This is a genomic window from Streptomyces sp. NBC_01465 (assembly GCF_036227325.1).
GTDB lineage: Bacteria > Actinomycetota > Actinomycetes > Streptomycetales > Streptomycetaceae > Streptomyces.
The window spans coordinates 1165728-1184431 of sequence record NZ_CP109467.1 but is presented as its reverse complement, the minus strand read 5'-3'; the positions used below and the strand labels follow the sequence as shown (position 1 = coordinate 1184431).

Genomic DNA, 18704 nt, shown 5'->3' with positions numbered 1-18704 from the left:
CAGCCCCGGATCCCCTTTGTCCATGTCCCTGTAACACGAATCTGCCAAGACTCTCCCTGGCACTCGGGCAACACCCCCGGGCCCGAGGCCCAGGAAGAGAGGCAGTGATGACCAGAGGACCTGCGAGACGTGGAGCGGCCCTGCTGTCGGCCGGACTCGCGTTCGTTCTGATCCCCTCCGGCACGGTGCACGCCCAGAGCGGTACGGAGGCGGCTCCCGCGCCCGCCACGACGGCCGCCGCCCGCTCCGCCCACACCGTGACCCTGGTGACGGGCGACAAGGTGACGGTGACCGACCTCGGCGGCGGCAAGAAGTCCGTCTCCGTGGACCGGGCGAAGGGCGCGACCGGCACCGTTCGCACCCAGGTGTCGGACGGGCACATCAGCGTCGTCCCCGACGAGGCACGCCCCTACCTCGCCGCCGGCACCCTGGACGCGCGGCTCTTCGACGTCAGCGAGCTGATAAAGGAGGGGCTCGCCGACGGCACGACCGACGCGACGCCCCTCATCGTGACGTACGGCGCCAAGAGCGCCCGCAGCGCGGCCGCCCTGCCCAAGGGCGCCGAGCGCACCCGTGCGCTGCCCAGCATCGGCGGCGCGGCCGTCGACGCCGACAAGGGGCGTACGTTCTGGGACGCCGCCACCACCGGGCGCAGTGGCTTCGCCGACGGCATCGGCAAGGTCTGGCTCGACGGGCGCGTCAAGGCCGACATGGCCGAGAGCAACGCGCAGATCGGCACCCCCAAGGCGTGGGAGGCCGGACTCACCGGCAAGGGCGTGAAGGTCGCCGTCCTCGACACCGGGTACGACGCCACCCACCCCGACCTCGCCGCCCGGGTCACCGAGTCCAAGTCCTTCATCGAGGGCCAGCAGGTCGCCGACGCCAACGGCCACGGCACGCACGTCACTTCGACGGTCGGCGGCTCGGGCGCCGCGTCCGACGGCGCGGAGAAGGGCGTCGCCCCCGACGCCACGCTCGCCGTCGGCAAGGTCCTCAGCAACGAGGGCGAGGGCAGCGAGTCCCAGATCATCGCCGGCATGGAGTGGGCCGCCAAGGACATCAAGGCCAAGGTCATCTCCATGAGCCTCGGCTCGCAGGAGGGCAGCGACGGCACCGACCCGATGGCCGCCGCCGTCAACACCCTCTCCAAGGAGACCGGCGCGCTCTTCGTCATCGCGGCGGGCAACAGCGGCGCTCCCGGCTCCATCGGCTCGCCCGGCGCCGCCGACTCCGCCCTGACCGTGGGCGCGGTCGACTCCGCGGACGAGGCCGCCTACTTCACCAGCCAGGGCCCGCGGACGGGCGACAACGCCCTCAAGCCCGATGTCTCCGCCCCCGGCGTCGACATCCTCGCCGCACGCTCCTCGCTCGTCAGCGGCAGCGGCTCGTACACCACCATGAGCGGTACGTCGATGGCGACGCCGCACGTCGCCGGTGTCGCGGCGCTGCTCGCCCAGGAGCACCCGGACTGGACGGGCGTCCAGCTGAAGGACGCACTGATGTCCTCCAGCAAGCAACTGGACGCATCCGCCTACACGCTGGGCGCGGGCCGGGTCAGTGTCCCCGACGCGATCAGCGCCAAGGTGACCGCCACCGGCAGCGTCGACCTCGGCTACTACAAGTGGCCGTACGACAGCAATCAGCCGGTGAGCAGGACCCTCACCTACAGCAACTCCTCCGAGACCGCAGTGGAGTTGAATCTCGCCGCGCAGGGCGCACCCGACGGTGTGCTCACGCTCGCGGACCGGACGCTGACCGTCCCCGCGCACGGCACCGCCTCCACCACCGTCACCGGTGACGGCGCCAAGGCCGCCGTCGGCAACCTCAGCGGGCAGATCCTCGCGAGCAGCGGCGGGCAGACCGTCGCCCACACCACGTTCGGCCTGGTCAAGGAGGAGGAGCGGTACACGCTCACCATCCACGTCAAGGACCGGGACGGCGCCCCGACGCCCGCCTACCTCGCGATCCAGAAGCTCGCCGCGGGCTACGACCCGTACACCACCGTGGTCGGCGACTCCGGCACCCTTGAGCTGCGCCTGCAGCCGGGTTCGTACTACCTCGACTCCTTCCTCGACGTGCGCGGCAGCCACGGCAAGGACTCGCTGGGCCTCGGATATCTCTCCGACCCGGAGATCAAGCTCGACCGCGACCGTGAAATCACGCTGGACGGCCGCCAGTTGAAGGAACTGAAGGCCGACGTCGGGCGCACCACCGAGAACCGTCAGCTGCTCATGGAGGTCAGCCGGAAGTCCGGCGGCGCCGACTTCATGAACGCCGCGCAGGTCCCCGTCAAGTACGACAGCATCTTCGCGGCGCCCACCCACAAGGTGAGCGACGGGACCTTCGAGTTCCGTACGGTGTGGCGTCTGGGCAAGCCCGCGCTGCAGGTCGGCGGGGTCGGCAGCGCGCTCGTCCAGCCGGGCGGCACTCTGATCGAGGGCACCAGCAGGCTCTCCGTCGTCGACGCGGGCAACGGCGCGCCCGCCGACTACACCGGCAAGAACGTGCGGGGCAAGGCGGTGCTGGTGCACCGCAGCGACGCACTCACGCCCGGCGAGCTCGCCCAGGCAGCCCAGGACGCCGGCGTCAAGGCGCTGTTCGTCACCGACAACGAGCCGGGCCGCCTCAACGCCTGGTTCGGCACCGACGACTACACCGACCGGCCGCTGCAGATCGCCACACTCGACGCCGCAGGGGGTGCCACGCTCGCCGCGTACGCCAAGCAGGGCCGGCGGATCGAGATGACCGGCACCCAGTACACGCCGTGGGTGTACGACCTGACCGACGAGCACAGGGGCACCGTCCCCTCGGGCTCGCTCACGTACAGGCCGTCGAAGCGCGAACTCGCCGTCCTGGACACCAAGTTCCACGCGGTCGCGCCTCAGGACGGCGGCGAGTTCCGCTACTCCATCACCGGCACCTTCCCCGTCGGCCTCGGATTCGCGGAGAAGATCGCCTACCCGGTGGAGCGCACCGACTACGTCTCGACCGGCGCGGGCCAGACCTGGCACGAGACCGTGACCACGGGCCCGTCCGCCATCGAGGAGCGCAGCGGCCTCATCACGTACAAGGGCGGCTCGCACCAGGAGGTGAACTGGTTCAAGCCGGTCTGGCACCCGTGGCTGGGCACCGGGCTCGGCTGGGGACAGCAGCGCCAGGGCAACAACCTGAGTTTCAACACCCCAGGCTGGGGCGACTCGGGTCCTGACCACACCGGCTTCGGCGACGTGTGGAGCGACGACTCGATGACGCAGTTCACCGATGTGTACGTCGACGGGGTGCAGGTCGATCACGCGATGAGCTCCGGCGCCTATGCGTGGGACGCCGACCCGGCGGAGCACACGTACAAGGTCACCACCGACACGACGCTCGACGCGAAGCGGTGGAAGCTGTCGACGAAGGGCCACGCCGAGTGGACCTTCAAGTCGGCGGAGACCCCTGCCGACCGGAACACCTTCCTGCCGCTGATCAACCTCGGCTTCGACGTCGACACCGACCTCGCGGGCAATGTGCGGGCCGGTTCGCGGATCCCGGTCGGGATCTACGCCGAGTACGTGAAGGGCGCGGCCGGCACCGGCACGCTCGGCGGCGGCAAGCTGGAGGTGTCGTACGACGACGGCGCGACCTGGCAGAAGGTCGGGCTCAGCGGCAAGGGGGCTTCCTGGAAGGGGAGTCTGACCGTGCCGCGCAGCGCCTCGTACATCTCGCTGCGTGCGTCGGCGAGCGACAACAAGGGCGGGAACGTCCTGCAGGAGATCACCCGAGCGGTCGGAGTGAAGTAACGAAGCAAGGAAAGCGCCCGCCTCCTCCGGAATTCCGGAGGAGGCGGGCGCTTTCGCCGTACGCCGGCTACAGGACCAGCGACAGCAGCAGGACGAAGACGATCGCGACCACCGAGATGATCGACTCCATCACCGACCAGGTCTTCAGCGTCTGGCCGACGTTCATCCCGAAGTACTCCTTCACCAGCCAGAAACCCGCGTCGTTGACGTGGCTGAAGAAGAGCGACCCCGCACCGATGGCGAGCACGAGGAGCGCCACGTGCGAGGTCGACATGTCGGCGGCGAGCGGAGCCAGCAGGCCCGCGGCGGAGACGGTCGCCACCGTCGCGGAACCCGTGGCGAGACGGATGATCACGGCGATGATCCAGGCGAGCAGCAGTGCGGGGATGGACCAGTCCTTGGAGATGTCCATGACCATCTGGCCGACGCCCGAGTCGATCAGCGTCTGCTTGAAGCCACCGCCGGCGCCGACGATGAGCAGGACGCCCGCGATCGGCCCGAGCGACTTCTCGACGGTCGTCGACATCTTGCCCTTGCTGAAGCCCGCGGCGCGGCCCAGCGTGAACATGCCGACGATGACGGCGGCGAGCAGCGCGATCAGCGGGGAGCCGATGACGTCGAAGACGCGCTGGATCATGTGCGTCGGGTCGTCGACGATGACGTCGACCAGGGCCTTGGCCAGCATCAGTACGACGGGCAGCAGGATGGTGGCCACCGTGGCGCCGAAGCTCGGACGCTTCTCCAGGTCCTCGGAGGGGCGGGACGGGACCATGGCCTCGGGGGCCTTGATGTCCACCCAGCGTGCGGCGTACCGGGAGAACACCGGACCGGCGATGATCACCGTCGGGATGGCCACGACCACACCGAGGGCCAGCGTGATGCCGAGGTTGGCGCCGACCGCGTCGATCGCGACGAGCGGGCCCGGGTGCGGGGGGATCAGGCCGTGCATCACGGAGAGACCGGCGAGCGCGGGGATGCCGATGCGCATCAGCGAGTAATTGCCGCGCTTGGCGACGAGCAGCACCACCGGGATCAGCAGGACGATGCCGATCTCGAAGAAGAGCGGCAGGCCGATGATCGAGGCGATGAGGACCATCGCCCACGGCATCATCTTTCCGCCGGACTTCCCGGCCTTCGCCAGGATCGTGTCGACGATCTGGTCGGCGCCGCCCGAATCGGCGAGCAGCTTGCCGAGGATCGCACCGAGCGCGATCAGCACACCGACGCCGGCCACGGTCGAGCCGAGCCCGGCGGTGAAGCTGGTGATCACCTTGTCGAGCGGGGCTCCCGCGATCGCGCCGAGCGCCAGGGATCCGATGGTCAGCGACAGGAAGGGGTGGAGCTTGAACTTCGTGATGAGCAGGACGATGACGGCGATGCCCGCGAGGACCGCGAACCCCAGCTGGGCGTTGCCCGCGGAGGTGATGGGCTCGACGGCGTCCGCTGCCAGGGTCTCGACGCTGAGACTGGACACGGTGGATTCCTCTACTTCTCGTACCGCCGCAGTGCTGCGACGGCCCGCTCGGTGATGGCTTCGGGGGTCCCGGAGATGTCGACGGCCACGCCCGCCTCGTCCTCGCCCAGCGGCTGGAGGGTGGCGAACTGGGAGTCGAGGAGCGCGGTGGGCATGAAGTGGCCCTTGCGCTCGGACATCCGCTGCTCGATCAGCGCGCGGTCGCCGGTGAGGTGGAGAAAGACGACACCGGGGGCCTCGGCACGGAGCCGGTCGCGGTAGACGCGCTTGAGCGCGGAGCTGGAGACCACCCCGCCGAGCCCTTCGCGGCCGTGCGCCCACTGGCCGATCGCATCGAGCCAGGGCCAGCGGTCCTCGTCGTCGAGCGGGGTCCCCGCCGACATCTTGGCGATGTTCGCCGGCGGGTGGAAATCGTCGCCCTCGGCGTACGGAACGCCCAGACCTGCGGCGAGCAGGGGACCGATCGTGGTCTTGCCGGTCCCCGCGACGCCCATCAGGACGAAGACTCGGGTGGTGCTCATGGGGTGGTGCCTCGCTGTCTTCATCGACATCGGTCCGTTGCCATGGCTACTGAAACCCATTAGGTACGACGTATTCAAGAGTCTGTGACTTAAAAGTCATACGTATTGGCTACGGGGGCCGCCCCGTACCCTGATCCCATGACTACTGAGGGCCGGGGGCTGCACGCCCATGTGCTGGAAAATCTCGGCCCCGCGATCACCGCGGGCGAGTACCCACCGGGCAGCGTGCTGCGCACCGACGAGCTCGCCCAGCGCTTCGAGGTCTCGCGCACCGTCATCCGCGAGGCGATCCGGGTCCTGGAGTCCATGCACCTGGTGGAGTCCCGGCGACGGGTCGGCGTGACCGTACGGCCGACCGAGCAGTGGAACGTCTACGACCCGCAGGTCATCCGCTGGCGGCTGGCCGGCGCCGACCGCCCCCGCCAGCTCCGCTCTCTGACCGTGCTGCGCTCGGCCGTCGAACCGGTCGCCGCGGGCCTCGCCGCCCGGTACGCCACCGCCGAACAGTGCGCCGCCCTCACCGAGCAGGCGCTCGGCATGGTCGCCTCCTCGCGCGGCCAGCAGCTGGAGGCGTACCTCGTCCACGACATCGCCTTCCACCGCATCGTGCTGGGCGCGTCCGGCAACGAGATGTTCGCGCGACTCGGTGACGTCGTCGCCGAGGTTCTTTCCGGTCGCACCCATCACCAGGTGATGTTCGAGGACCCCGACCCGGCCGCCGTGACCTTGCATGTGCAGGTGGCGGAGGCTGTACGGGAAGGCAATGCGGCCCGCGCCGAGGAGCTCACCCGTGAGATCGCGGTCGGTGCCCTGAAGGAACTCGACGTCCTCGCACCGTGATCTGTGCCGTCGCAAACCTTTTGTGACAAAGGAATCATTCACCCCTCGCCGGGTTCCTGACCTGCTCACACCCCTCTACGCTCTCGCCTTGATCGTGACCCCCCACGTAAGGCGACCGCACCGCATGAGTGACCTCAGCACCGCTCCGGCCGAGACCTCCCCACACGTCGACGCCGGGGACGAGGGGTACAGCAAGGACCTCAAGTCGCGCCACATCAACATGATCGCCATCGGCGGCGCGATAGGCACCGGCCTCTTCCTCGGCGCCGGCGGCCGCATGGCCGGCGCCGGACCCTCCCTCGCGATCGCCTACGCGGTCTGCGGAGTCTTCGCCTTCTTCGTCGTACGGGCGCTCGGCGAGCTCGTCCTCTACCGCCCCTCCTCCGGCGCCTTCGTCTCCTACGCCCGGGAGTTCATGGGCGAGAAGGGCGCCTACAGCGCGGGCTGGCTCTACTTCCTCAACTGGTCGACCACCGCGGTCGCCGACATCACGGCCGCCGCCACCTACGCCCACTTCTGGTCGATGTTCAGCTCGGTCCCGCAGTGGGTCTGCGCACTCGTCGCCCTCGCCGTCGTCCTCACCGCCAACCTGATCTCGGTGAAGTACTTCGGCGAGATGGAGTTCTGGTTCTCGATCATCAAGGTCGCCGCCCTGGTCGCCTTCATGTGCGTCGGGATCTATCTGGTCGTCACCCAGCACTCGGTCGACGGCCACACCCCCGGCTTCTCCACCATCGGCGACAACGGCGGGCTCTTCCCCAGCGGTGTGATGCCGATGCTGCTCGTCATCCAGGGTGTCGTCTTCGCGTACGCCTCCGTGGAGTTGTGCGGCGTCGCCGCAGGCGAGACCGAGCACCCCGAGAAGATCATGCCCAAGGCGATCAACTCGATCATGTGGCGCGTCGGCATCTTCTACGTCGGCTCCGTCGTCCTCCTCGCGCTGCTGCTCCCGTACACCTCGTACTCCGACGGCCAGAGCCCCTTCGTCACCGTCCTCGACAAGCTCGGTGTCCCCGGCGCGGCCGGCGTGATGAACCTGGTGGTCCTCACCGCCGCACTCTCCAGCCTCAACTCCGGCCTGTACTCCACCGGCCGCATCCTGCGCTCGATGTCCCTGGCGGGCTCCGCGCCCCGCTTCACCGGCCGGATGAACAAGGGCCAGGTGCCCTACGGCGGCATCCTGCTGACCGCGGGCTTCGGCGTCCTGGGCGTCGTGCTCAACTACGTCGTCCCCGGCGAGGCCTTCGAGATCGTCCTCAACTTCGCGTCGATCGGCATCCTCGGCACCTGGGGCATGATCATGCTCTGCTCGCTGCTGTTCTGGCGCCGCGCGCAGGACGGCCGGGTCACCCGCCCCGGCTACCGTCTGCCGTGGGCCCCGTACACCCAGATCGTCACGCTCGTCTTCCTGGCCTGTGTGGTCTTCCTGATGTGGTGGGGCGGGGGAGTGGGCCGCACCACCGTCTACTGCCTGCCGCTGATCGCGGCGATGCTGGTCGGCGGCTGGTTCCTCGTACGCGGCAGGGTCCGGGAGGTCGCTTCCGCGGGCCGGGGCCTGGGAGAATGACCCGGACGTAACACCGGACCGTACGGAAGGCTGCAGACGGCATGGCACAGCAGGTCCAGGGGGTCATCGCCCCCGGCAAGAACGAGCCCGTCCGCGTGGAGACGATCATCGTCCCCGACCCGGGTCCCGGCGAGGCCGTGGTGAAGATCCAGGCCTGCGGGGTCTGTCACACCGATCTCCACTACAAGCAGGGCGGGATCAACGACGAGTTCCCCTTCCTCCTCGGTCACGAGGCGTCGGGCATCGTCGAATCGGTGGGGGAGGGCGTCACGGACGTCGCCCCCGGCGACTTCGTGATCCTCAACTGGCGTGCGGTGTGCGGCAATTGCCGTGCGTGTCTGCGCGGACGCCCGCAGTACTGCTTCAACACCCACAACGCGAAGCAGAAGATGACCCTGCTCGACGGGACCGAGCTCTCTCCCGCGCTCGGCATCGGCGCCTTCGCCGAGAAGACCCTCGTCGCGGCCGGCCAGTGCACCAAGGTCGACCCCTCGGTCTCCCCGGCCGTCGCGGGCCTCCTCGGCTGCGGCGTCATGGCGGGCATCGGCGCCGCGATCAACACCGGCCAGGTCGGCCGCGGCGACACGGTCGCGGTCATCGGCTGCGGCGGCGTCGGCGACGCGGCCGTCGTGGGCGCACGCCTGGCGGGCGCGGCGAAGATCATCGCGGTCGACATCGACGACCGCAAGCTGCAGACCGCGAAGACGATGGGCGCCACGCACACCGTCAACTCCCGCTCCACGGACCCCGTCGAGGCGATCCGCGAGCTGACGGGGGGCTTCGGCGCGGACGTCGTCATCGAGGCGGTCGGCCGCCCCGAGACGTACAAGCAGGCGTTCTACGCCCGCGATCTGGCGGGGACGGTCGTCCTCGTCGGCGTACCGACCCCCGAGATGCAGCTGGAGCTGCCGCTCATCGACGTCTTCGGGCGCGGCGGCGCGCTCAAGTCGTCCTGGTACGGGGACTGCCTGCCGTCCCGCGACTTCCCGATGCTCATCGACCTGCACCAGCAGGGCCGCATCGACCTCGGCGCCTTCGTCACCGAGACGATCGCGCTCGGCGAGGTCGAGAAGGCCTTCGAGCGGATGCACGAAGGCGACGTCCTGCGCTCGGTGGTGGTCTTCTGATGACGGCACGCATCGACCACCTGGTCACCTCGGGGACGTTCTCGCTCGACGGCGGGACCTGGGACGTCGACAACAACGTCTGGATCGTCGGCGACGACGAGGTGGCCGTCGTCATCGACGCCGCGCACGACGCGGACGCGATCCTGGCCGCACTCGGCGGCCGCAGGCTGCTCGCGATCATCTGCACGCACGCGCACAACGACCACATCGACGCGGCCCCCGCGCTCGCGGCCGCCACGGGCGCACCGGTCCTGCTCCACCCGGACGACCTCGAACTGTGGAAGCAGACCCACCCGGACCAGGCCCCGGACGGCGAACTGGCCGACGGACAGCGGCTCTCCGTGGCGGGGGCCGAGCTCACGGTCCTGCACACCCCGGGCCATGCGCCGGGCGCGGTCTGCCTGTACGCACCGGAGCTGGCCACCGTCTTCACCGGTGACACGCTCTTCCAGGGCGGCCCGGGCGCGACGGGCCGCTCGTACTCCCACTTCCCGACGATCGTCGACTCGATCAGGGAGCGGCTGCTGACCCTGCCGCCGGAGACGGTGGTGCGTACGGGCCACGGAGACACGACCACGATCGGCGCCGAGGCCCCGCAGCTGGAGGAATGGCTCCGGCGGGGCCACTGAGCAGGCCGCTCAGCCCTTGCGGGCGACGCCCACCCAACCCGGGATGGGTTCGTCGCCCGCAACGGGCACGGCCTCACCGAGGTCGCTCTTCCACTCCGCGGCCAGCTCGACTCCGGGCTCCACGAGCTCCAGACCCTCGAAGAACGCGGCGACTTCGGCCCGCGTACGCAGCCGCAGGGTCATCCCGCGCTCCCGGTACAGGGCGGCGGCCTTCGCGGCACCCGCGAGATCGAAGTCCCCGGTCACATGGGAGACGACCACGTAGCTCCCCGACGGCAGCTGCTCCACCAGCTTGTCCACCAGTGTGTGGGCGTCGTCGTCCTCGATGAAGTGCAGCAACGCCACGAGCGACAGCGCGACCGGCTTCTCGAAGTCCAGGGTCTTCCTCGCCTGTTCCAGGATGGTCTGCGGCTCCCTGGCATCGGCCTGTACGTACTCGGTCACGCCCTCGGGGGTGGACCGCAGCAGCGCCTCGGCGTGCGCCAGCACGATCGGGTCGTTGTCGCAGTACACGATCCGTGCGTCAGGAGCGGCCTGCTGCGCGATCTGGTGGAGATTGGGCTCGGTCGGTATGCCGGTGCCGATGTCCAGGAACTGGCGTACCCCGGCGGATTCGGCGAGCCACCGCGTCGCCCGGTGCATGAAGGCCCGGTTGGTCAGGGCCATCTCCCGTCCCCGGGGATCGAGCTGGAGCAGCTGCTCCGCCATGGCCACGTCGACGGGGTAATTGTCCTTGCCGCCGAGGAACCAGTCGTACATCCGGGCCGGGTGCGGCTTGCTGGTGTCGATCCGCGTCATCAAAAGCTCCTTGCAACAGGTCAGTTGTGAGGTCTGTGCCGGTGGACAGGGCGGCTCTACGCCAGCAGGAAGTCGGCGTTGCCGGCCTTGGCGCCCAGGATGAACGCGCTGATCTCGCCGTGGGTGTAGATGAGTGCGGGACCGTCGGGGTCGGCGGACTGGCGCAGGGCGACCCTGCCGTCGGCCAGCCTCATGGCCTCCACGCAGTTGCCCCCGTTGCCGCCGCTCCACGGCTTGTGCCAGCCCTCGGTGCCGAGCTCCGCGGCGGGCATGCCGTTGTATATGCGATCCATCACAGCTCCTTGCGGAGATCCCTCAGGAGCTCCTTCGTGCGTTGTGCAGTTGCCGCCTGGGCCGCCATGCGGTCCATCACTTCGAGGTGAGCGGCCACCTCGGGCCGTCCGTCGAGATAGACGGCCCCCGTCAGATATTCGCTGTAGACCATGTCGGGCAGCTCGGGGATCGCGAACCGGAAGAGCACGAAGGGCCCGTACGTTCCCGGGTGGTGCCCCTGCGAGAACTCCGCGATCTGCAGCGTGACATGGGGCAGTTCGGCCGCATCGAGCAGCCGGTCGATCTGCGCCCGCATCACCGCCGGGGTGCCCACGGGACGGCGAAAAACCGTTTCGTCCATGACGACCCACAGCTTGGGGGAGTCCTCCCTGGCGAGCAGTGACTGCCGCTCCATCCGCAGCGCCACATGGCGCTCGATGTCTTCGGGTCGGGTCTGACCGACGGCCCCGCTGCGCAGCACGTGGAGTGCGTACTCCTCGGTCTGCAGCAAGCCGGGCACGAAGTGCGGTTCATACTGCCTCACCAGGCTGGCCGCGCCCTCCAGGCTGACGTACATGGAGAACCAGTCCGGCAGGATCCCGTGGAAACTCTGCCACCAGCCGGGCTTGTTGGCCTCCTCCGCCAGCTCGACGAAGGACTCGGACTCCTGCTCCGTGATGCCATAGGCCTTCAGGAGCAGCTGCACATACGGGATCTTGAGTGAGACCTCGGCCGTCTCCATCCGACGGATCGTGGCAGGGGTGACCCGCAGGACCTTGCCGGCCTGCTCGCGGCTGAGCCCCGCTCGTTCACGCAGATCCAGCAAGCGCTTACCGAGAACGACCTGGCCAACGGTGGGGGCGGACCGCGGTTCACTCAACTCAGACCTCCGCATGGGCAGTTGGCAGCAGTGTGCCACGCCGTCCCGCTCACGGGAACTCCACTCTGCACATTTCAGAGTGCCCCTTGCCAAGGTGTCGGTGGCGGGTGGACAGTAGATCACTGAACCAGTTCACGCGGTTGCCGCGCGCCCCCGGGGGGAGGCGTGACCCGGCGCTGCCTCCCCGTGGTGAGGATTTGGTCGTGGCTCCTGGCAGTGCGCTCGTCCCCCTGCTCCTCTGCGAGCGCAGGTACGGATTCGATTTACCCGCACGCCCCGAATCGGTGGGCCGGGCGCGCCGGTTGATGCAGCGACGCATGGCCGAATGGGGCCTGACCGGGGACCTGCTGGACACGGCCGCACTGGTGGTCTCCGAGCTGTTCACCAATGCGGTGGTGCACGCCCGCGGCGACCGGGTGGTGGTCGGACTGCGTACCGCGGAGGGCGTGGTGCGCATCTCCGTCGAGGACCAGGGCCGGGCGGCCGACGGGCCTCAGCTCTGCCGTACGCCCCGGGGCGAGCACGGCCGCGGGCTGCTGCTGGTCGACGCCGTCAGCGCCGCCTGGGGCGTGGAGTCGGAGGGGCGTGCCCCGGGCCGTACCGTCTGGGCGGAGCTGCCGTGCTGAGGTCCGTACTCTCCCGCGACCCCGCCCTCTGGACGCCGCTCGGCTGCGACGCCGTAGGGGTTCCCGAGCATCACGGTCTGCGTCTCATGGCGCGACTGCCGCGCCCCGGCAGCGTCTTCGCCGACACCGAGACCGGCTGGTGGTGGTGGATCGTCCCCGCCGGCTCCGACCGGGACCTCCGCTGGCCCGAACCGGCCCACTACGCCCCGGGCGCCTGCGTCCCCGCGCGCCGCCCCCGCCTCATCCACTGGCCCGACGCCGAAGTGCCGTACACCCCGCCGATTCCCCTCTACTTGATGGTCTGCCAGCTTGCGGGCGTTCTGCCGTCCTGGGCCCAACTGGGCTGAGGCCGAGCGGTCCGGGGAGGGCTGCCACATGCTGTTCACACCGGCGCAGCAAAACCTCCGTACGGTCGAAGGCAGCCAGACGAATCGACCCCCAACGACCTTCGGGAAGCGGTCAGTTGGGGTGCGGCCCATGGCGCGCGGCGACTCACCGGAGCTGGGACGAAAGGACTTCCTTGGGTCACCTGGCCGCCGGAATGAGATCGGGCGCCGTCACGTACGGGATCCACAGCCTGCCGGAGCTCACCTCGGCCGAACAGAACGGGCCGGCGCGGTGACGGTACGCGCCACCGACTGGCTGCTGGCCGTCGCGGGCGGCGTACTCCTGACCCTGATGACGCAGTTCAACGGCGAACTGGCCCACCACAGCACGGCGGTGTACGCCGCCTGGGCCGCCCATGCCATCGGCGCCCTGGTCGCCTTCGCCCTGGTGGCGGCGACGGCCCGCACCCTGCGCAAACCGCCGCCGGACGCGGGGGCGCCGCCGGGAGAGGAGCAGGGGCGGACACCGCTCTGGTTCTACCTCGGCGGGATCCCCGGCGCGGTCGTGGTGATCCTCTCCGCGATCGCCGTGAACAGCAGCCTGGAACTGTCCGGCACCATCGCCCTGATGCTCACCGGGCAGGTCCTCTTCGGGATCGCCGGCGACCGGCTGGGGCTGCTGCGCATCCCGAAGCGCCGTATCACCGCCATGGACCTGGCCACCGCCGGATGCGTCCTGGCGGGCAGCGTCCTGATCGTCGTCGGAGCCTGAAGCGTGATCCTCTACGTACTGCTGGCGCTCCTCAACGGCCTGATCATCGGCACCAGCCGCGCCGTCAACGGCCAACTCAGCACCAGAATCGGCCCGTTCAGGGCATCGGTCTGGAACCACGTGGTGGGATTCGCGTTCCTGAGCGTGGTCCTCCTCGCCCTGCACAGCCGCCCCGACGCGCACTCCGCACCGGTGGCCGCCTATCTCGGCGGGGTGTTCGGCGCCCTGTTCGTCGCCGTCAACAGCCATGTGTTCCCCCGGCTCGGCGCGATGAACGCCTCGCTGCTGGTCATCAGCGGCCAGGTGCTCTCCGCCGTCACGATCGACTGCGTGAACCAGCGGACGGTCCCGTCCGGACCGAGGATCCTGGGCGTCGTCCTCGTACTCCTGGGCCTCGCCCTGCCCCGGCTGAAGGCCCGGATCCGACCCGAGGAGACGAAGGAACGCCTGACCAACAGCTGATCGACGGACTGCGCCTGCGGCCCGGACAGTACCCCGCCGGGCCGTTCTTCTACGCACCCGCGTGGAGATAGCCCGCCCAGAGGGACGGGGTGGCCGGGTAGCGGTTGCGTACGGAGCGGATGGTGTGATGGAGGGCAGCGGCGGACTGCGAGGGGTCGAGCGTTCCGGGTGGGCCGGTGGTCAGGTGGGCATAGAAGGACTCGGCAATCTCGACTGCCAGACGGTCGTCGACCGACCACAGGCTGCCGACGACGTGCGGGAAGCCGGCGAGTTGGAAAGCGCTGGTGAGGTGGATGGACTCGTCGAGCAGGTTGGAGTCTCCGGGGTCTGCGGTACTGCAGGCAGAGAGATACGCCAACTGCGCCTGATCAAGCGTGAGTTGGGTGAGCGCCTGAACGCTCAACGGTGTGGTGGCGTGGTCGTGCAGGAGCAGCCGGCTGCGGGAGGGGTCGGTCCGGTCGCTGACGCCGTGACAGGCGAAGTGGGCGACCGCGCACCGGGGGAGCCGGGACAAGACGCCGGCTGTGGTCGCAGGGGCGGGGCTGGGCGGCGTGGCGGAGCCCCCAGGGGCAGGGGCGGGCCCGGTGAGTTCGATCGCGCCGGGGAGGTGCCTCCGGACCAGTCGGACCTCCGCGGGGACGTGCGGCAGGGAGCCTTGGCCCGGGGTGGTCTCCATGGCGACGATCAGGGACGTGGCGTGGTCCACGGGGCCCGAGCGGCGGCTTCGCGCATGGTGCAGGGCGCGGACGGTCGGTACGTACGAAGAGATCACACGGTCCATGACCGTGCGGGATCGAGGGCCTTCGTCCGCGTCGGCGTGGAATCCGGCGGCATGCAGGGGCAGTAACCCGAGCAGTCCGCCCTGCGCCCACCACACGCGAGGCAGTGGTGCTCCTGGCCGGGGCGGGGGAAGGACGTCTCCCAAGGCCGAAAGCACCGGTTCCGCGGCGGCCTCCCACAGCCATTCGAGGGTCTGACGGAGTGCCAGTTGTGCGGCGACCCGGTCACTGCCGGGCGCGGTTGCCTCGTCGAGCGCCCGGTAGAAGCCTCTGACCCGACCGAGGACCGTGCCTGGGGTGAGCCCGGGCAGCGGGAGCGAGCGGATGCCGTCGCGGGTGAGCAGGAGCGCGTCGCTCCGGTGGCGGCTGACGTTGAACACCACCACGGGGCCCTGTGCGGCCTCGGCCCGCAGGTCGGCGAGGGACGGCGGCAGACCGAACGAACCGAACCCCTCGTTTGCCCGGATGGTGCGCAAGACCTCCTCCAACTCCGTTGCCAGACGGTGGCGTTCGTTGCCCGCACCCCCGGCATGGCCGTTTCCGGCATCCGCGCCAGCCGCTCCGAAGTCCTGGTCGAGTGCCGCACGGAGCTCGGTGAACCGGGCGGCCGCCTCCGGGTGTCTCCCCCGTAGGTCGGTCAAGTCGCTGCGGGTGTCCAGGGCTTGGGACAGCAGGACGGCGCGTCCGGCCTCGGCCAGGCGCAGTGCCCGTTCGGCCCGCTCGCGTTCGGTGCCGTCGGGGTCGGCCAGGGCCAAGGCCGTCGCTTCGGCGGCGAGGCCGAACGTGTTGCTGCTGATCGCGTGCTGCTGATCGCCCCGGCGCAGTCGGCGCGGTGCCACCTCCGGGAGGAGAAGGACAGCTGTCTCTGCGAGCCCGGCCGCCCGGCCGGGCTCGACGGACGCGATCAGATCCGCCGCGAGCTGCGCCGCACGTATCCGATTCCGTGGCGCTGCCGTTCCCGTAGTCGCCACCCGCTCCCACACGGCGGTCGCCGCCTCACGGTCGGCGGACCGCCCAGTGTTCTCGAACTGCTCGCGCAGCGCGAGACCGAGGTTGAACAGCCACTGGGCGTGGTCGGGATGGTCCTCGGGAAGGGCGGCCACCGCAGCGTGGGCCAACCGCACGGCCTCGTCCAGGTCCGCCCGATCCCGGGTGTGCGTGAACCGGAGGCGCAGATACGCACCCAGGTTGACCAGAAACTTGGTGTGGTCCCGGTCCCCCTCGGCCCGGACCGCCTCACGGCCCATCGCGATGGCCTCGTCAATGTCCTCGAGTTCCCTGGCGTGCTCGAACCGAACGCGCAGCGCGTTGCCACAGTTGGACAGGCACATCGCGCGGCGGTGCCCAGGTGAGGCGGCGCGGACAGAGGTACGCCCCGTCTCGACGGCCTCGTCCAGGTTCTGCAGACTGCCGGTACGGACGTACCGCTCCCGCAGGGCGATGGAGAGGTTGGACAGCCGTGTGGCGTGTTCGCCATCATCCGAGCGGGTGGCGTCGACGGCGGCGCGTTGCGCTGCGACGGCCTCGTCCAGGTCGCGGAGCTCCCCGGTGCGCTCGAAGCGCTCCTGCACGGCAATGGCGAAGTTGGTCAGGCACGAGACGTGATGGGTGTGGCCCGGCGGACTGTCGTGGACGGCCGCGCGGCTCACCTCGACGGCCTCGTCGAGGTCGCCCAGTACTCCGGTGCGCTCGGCCCGTCTCTGCAGGACGATCCCGAGAGTGGACAGGCAGTGAGCGAGGTTGGGGTGGCCCGGCGGGCTGGCGCGGACGGCCGAGCGGCTCGCCTCGACAGCCGTGTTCAGATCGCTCAGGGTCCCGGTGAGTTCGCATCGTGCCCGTAGCGAGTCGGCGAGGTTGGCCAGGCAGCCGACGTGGTTCTGGTCACCCGGCGGGGCGGCGCGCACGGCGGAACGACCCGTCTCGATGGCCTCCGTCAGCTCCGCGGGGTCCCGCGTGAACTCGAACCTCACACGCAGCGAGGTGCCCAGGTTTGTCAACGTGACGGCGTGGTTGGGGTGACCCGGCGGGGCGGCGCGCACGGCGGCGCGACCTGTCTCGATGGCCTCCGCCAGTTCCGCGGGGTCCCCCGTGGACTCGAACCTCCTGCGCAGCGAGGTGCTCAGGTTGGACAGGCGGCCCGCATAGTTGGGGTCGGTCGTCGGGGAGGCCCCGGCAGCGGCGCGGTACGCCACGACCGCCTCATTCAGGTCGGTGGGGTCCCGCCCCAGATCGAACCGGCTCATGAGCAGTTCACCCAGGTCGTACATGCGGGCAGCGTGGTTCGAGTGGTCCCCGGGCGTGACGTCAACAGCGCCCCGGGCGGCGTCGATTGCCTGGTCCGCGTCCCGTGAACTCCGCGTACGGGCGAACCGTTCGCCGAGGTCTTCGGCGAGACCGGACAGGAAGATGCCACGGTTCGGATGGTCATCGGGGGCGCCCCGCAGCGCCGCGCGGCGCACCTCGATGGCCTCCTCGAGGTCGGACTGCTCTCCCGTGTGCACGTACCGGGCTCGGAGAACGACGCCGAGGTTGTGCAGGCACGAGGCAAGAGCGGTGTGCCCGTCAGGGACGGCCCGGACCGCGGCCCGATACGCCTCGACCGCTCTGCTCAGGTCGTCCGGTTCCTTCGAGAGGCCGAACCGGGCATGGAAGAGGGTGCCGAGTTCGGTCAGGCAGGCGGCGTGGTTGGGGTGGTCCGGTGGGACTGCCCGGACGGCGGCACGGGCGAACTCGACAGCCTCGTCCATGTCCCGCAGGTCCCGCGTCTGCTCGAATTTCCTCTCCAGCACGCGGCTGAAGTCGACGATGCACCGGGCTCGGGAGATGTGTTCCTGCGGCAGCGCCAGGACGGCGGTCCGGAGGGTCTCCAGCGCCCTGTCGGCACCCGCCGGATTCTCAGACCTGCCCAGCCATTCCCGCAGGGCGGCACCGAGGTTGGTGAGGTGGTCGCCGTGGTCGGGGAGGTCCACGGGACTGATCTGGACGGCAACCCGGCTTGCTTCGAGAGAGCTGTCCAGATCCTCCCGGGCGCCGGTGCGGGCGAAGCGTGCCGACAGGGTGATGGCGAGGTTGGAGAGCGCGCCGGAGCGGACGGGGTGGAGAACCGGCGCGGCGCTGACGGCGGCACGGTGGATCTCGACGGCCTCGTCCAGATCGGCGGTCTCCTGGGTGTGCGCGCTCCGCATCCGCAGGAGGTTGCCGAGGTTGGACAGTGTGCCGGCGTGTTCGGCAGGACTCCGGGAAGTCGCACGGACGACGGCACGCGTGACCTCGATGGCTTCGTCCAGGATACGGAGGTCCCCGGCGCGGGCGTACCTCAGACGCAGCGCCGTCACGAATTCGTGCAGCCAAGCGGTGTGGTTGGGGTGTGTCTCGGGGACGTGGCGCATCACACGCCGCCACAGTGCCGCGGTGACCGCCGACAGCTTTTGGGGCCCCGCGGGTTCCTGCGTCGTGCGCCGGAGCAACGCTTTGGCCAGGGGGACCGAGCGCTCGGCAAGTTGAGGGAACAACGGATCGGGAAGGTCCTGCCTCCCCATCTGGAAACACGGCGTGAGGAACTCCAGGCTGGCCTGCCGGTCCTGTTCGGCCTCTGCCACGGAGAACGCCTCGGCCCGGCGGAAGTACAACCAGCCCAAGGCGTGCCGGGCTTCCAGGTCGCGCTTGTCGTCGGCGATGCACCGTGCCAGTGCGTCCGCCTCGGCGAGCGCGGCGGGCTCGAGGACGGCGGACGAGTCACCCGTGGCAGCCACACGGTCCACTCTTGCCCGGACGGCATCGAGCTGTTCCTCACGCGTGTGCAATGCAATTACCCCTGACTGTCGAGTCGTCAATCATGAGACAGTGAA

Annotated in this window: 15 protein-coding genes; 9 read left to right on the top strand and 6 right to left on the bottom strand. The window is 69.8% G+C overall.

Annotated features, from left to right (window positions below; all coding sequences use genetic code 11):
• Positions 1-107 precede the first annotated feature (107 nt).
• Positions 108-3782 carry a S8 family serine peptidase gene (locus OG707_RS05305; protein WP_329114871.1) on the top strand — a complete coding sequence of 1225 codons (3675 nt, stop codon included), beginning with the start codon at positions 108-110 and terminating at the stop codon, positions 3780-3782.
• A 67-nt stretch (positions 3783-3849) separates the two neighbouring features.
• On the opposite strand, the gene OG707_RS05300 is transcribed toward OG707_RS05305, so the two are convergent.
• Positions 3850-5256, bottom strand: a complete 1407-nt coding sequence (locus tag OG707_RS05300) for a GntT/GntP/DsdX family permease (RefSeq protein ID WP_329114869.1) — start codon at positions 5254-5256, stop codon at positions 3850-3852.
• Positions 5257-5267: 11 nt separating this feature from the next.
• The gene (locus OG707_RS05295) at positions 5268-5777 is read right to left on the bottom strand and encodes a gluconokinase (RefSeq protein WP_329114867.1); all 510 of its coding nucleotides are present in this window, start codon (positions 5775-5777) and stop codon (positions 5268-5270) included.
• Between the two features lie 138 nt (positions 5778-5915).
• On the opposite strand from OG707_RS05295, the gene OG707_RS05290 reads away from it, so the two are divergent.
• The 4 genes from OG707_RS05290 (at position 5916) to OG707_RS05275 (ending at position 9940) form a co-directional block, all read left to right on the top strand.
• Positions 5916-6617, top strand: a complete 702-nt coding sequence (locus tag OG707_RS05290) for a FadR/GntR family transcriptional regulator (RefSeq protein ID WP_329114865.1) — start codon at positions 5916-5918, stop codon at positions 6615-6617.
• Between the two features lie 124 nt (positions 6618-6741).
• Positions 6742-8184, top strand: coding sequence for an amino acid permease (locus OG707_RS05285; RefSeq protein ID WP_329114863.1), 1443 nt, complete (start codon positions 6742-6744; stop codon positions 8182-8184).
• Between the two features lie 41 nt (positions 8185-8225).
• Positions 8226-9311, top strand: a complete 1086-nt coding sequence (locus OG707_RS05280; protein ID WP_329114861.1) for an S-(hydroxymethyl)mycothiol dehydrogenase — start codon at positions 8226-8228, stop codon at positions 9309-9311.
• On the top strand, positions 9311-9940 hold the full coding sequence (locus OG707_RS05275; RefSeq protein ID WP_329114859.1) for an MBL fold metallo-hydrolase: 630 nt from the start codon (positions 9311-9313) through the stop codon (positions 9938-9940). Before OG707_RS05280 ends, OG707_RS05275 begins: the two co-directional genes overlap by 1 nt.
• Positions 9941-9949: 9 nt before the next feature.
• Here the strand turns inward: OG707_RS05275 and OG707_RS05270 are convergent, their stop codons facing one another.
• Genes OG707_RS05270 through OG707_RS05260 form a run of 3 tightly spaced genes read right to left on the bottom strand, consistent with a single transcriptional unit; the run spans position 9950 to position 11891 of the window.
• Complete coding sequence (locus tag OG707_RS05270) at positions 9950-10738, bottom strand: SAM-dependent methyltransferase (protein ID WP_329114857.1); 789 nt, start codon at positions 10736-10738, stop codon at positions 9950-9952.
• Between the two features lie 56 nt (positions 10739-10794).
• Positions 10795-11031 carry a DUF397 domain-containing protein gene (locus OG707_RS05265; protein ID WP_329114855.1) on the bottom strand — a complete coding sequence of 79 codons (237 nt, stop codon included), beginning with the start codon at positions 11029-11031 and terminating at the stop codon, positions 10795-10797.
• A complete protein-coding gene (locus OG707_RS05260) occupies positions 11031-11891 on the bottom strand; it encodes a helix-turn-helix domain-containing protein (RefSeq protein WP_329114853.1) in 861 nt (286 codons plus the stop codon). The genes OG707_RS05265 and OG707_RS05260 overlap by 1 nt, the downstream gene beginning before the upstream one ends.
• Before the next feature lie 203 nt (positions 11892-12094).
• Between OG707_RS05260 and OG707_RS05255 the strand changes: the two genes are divergently transcribed.
• The 4 genes from OG707_RS05255 (at position 12095) to OG707_RS05240 (ending at position 14077) form a co-directional block, all read left to right on the top strand.
• Positions 12095-12517, top strand: a complete 423-nt coding sequence (locus OG707_RS05255) for an ATP-binding protein (protein WP_329114851.1) — start codon at positions 12095-12097, stop codon at positions 12515-12517.
• On the top strand, positions 12511-12864 hold the full coding sequence (locus OG707_RS05250) for a hypothetical protein (RefSeq protein WP_329114849.1): 354 nt from the start codon (positions 12511-12513) through the stop codon (positions 12862-12864). The genes OG707_RS05255 and OG707_RS05250 overlap by 7 nt, the downstream gene beginning before the upstream one ends.
• Positions 12865-13135: 271 nt before the next feature.
• Complete coding sequence (locus tag OG707_RS05245; RefSeq protein ID WP_329114847.1) at positions 13136-13615, top strand: DMT family transporter; 480 nt, start codon at positions 13136-13138, stop codon at positions 13613-13615.
• A 3-nt stretch (positions 13616-13618) separates the two neighbouring features.
• Positions 13619-14077, top strand: coding sequence for a DMT family transporter (locus OG707_RS05240; protein WP_329114844.1), 459 nt, complete (start codon positions 13619-13621; stop codon positions 14075-14077).
• A 49-nt stretch (positions 14078-14126) separates the two neighbouring features.
• On the opposite strand, the gene OG707_RS05235 is transcribed toward OG707_RS05240, so the two are convergent.
• Positions 14127-18608 carry a CHAT domain-containing protein gene (locus tag OG707_RS05235; RefSeq protein WP_329114843.1) on the bottom strand — a complete coding sequence of 1494 codons (4482 nt, stop codon included), beginning with the start codon at positions 18606-18608 and terminating at the stop codon, positions 14127-14129.
• Between the last annotated feature and the right edge of the window lie 96 nt (positions 18609-18704).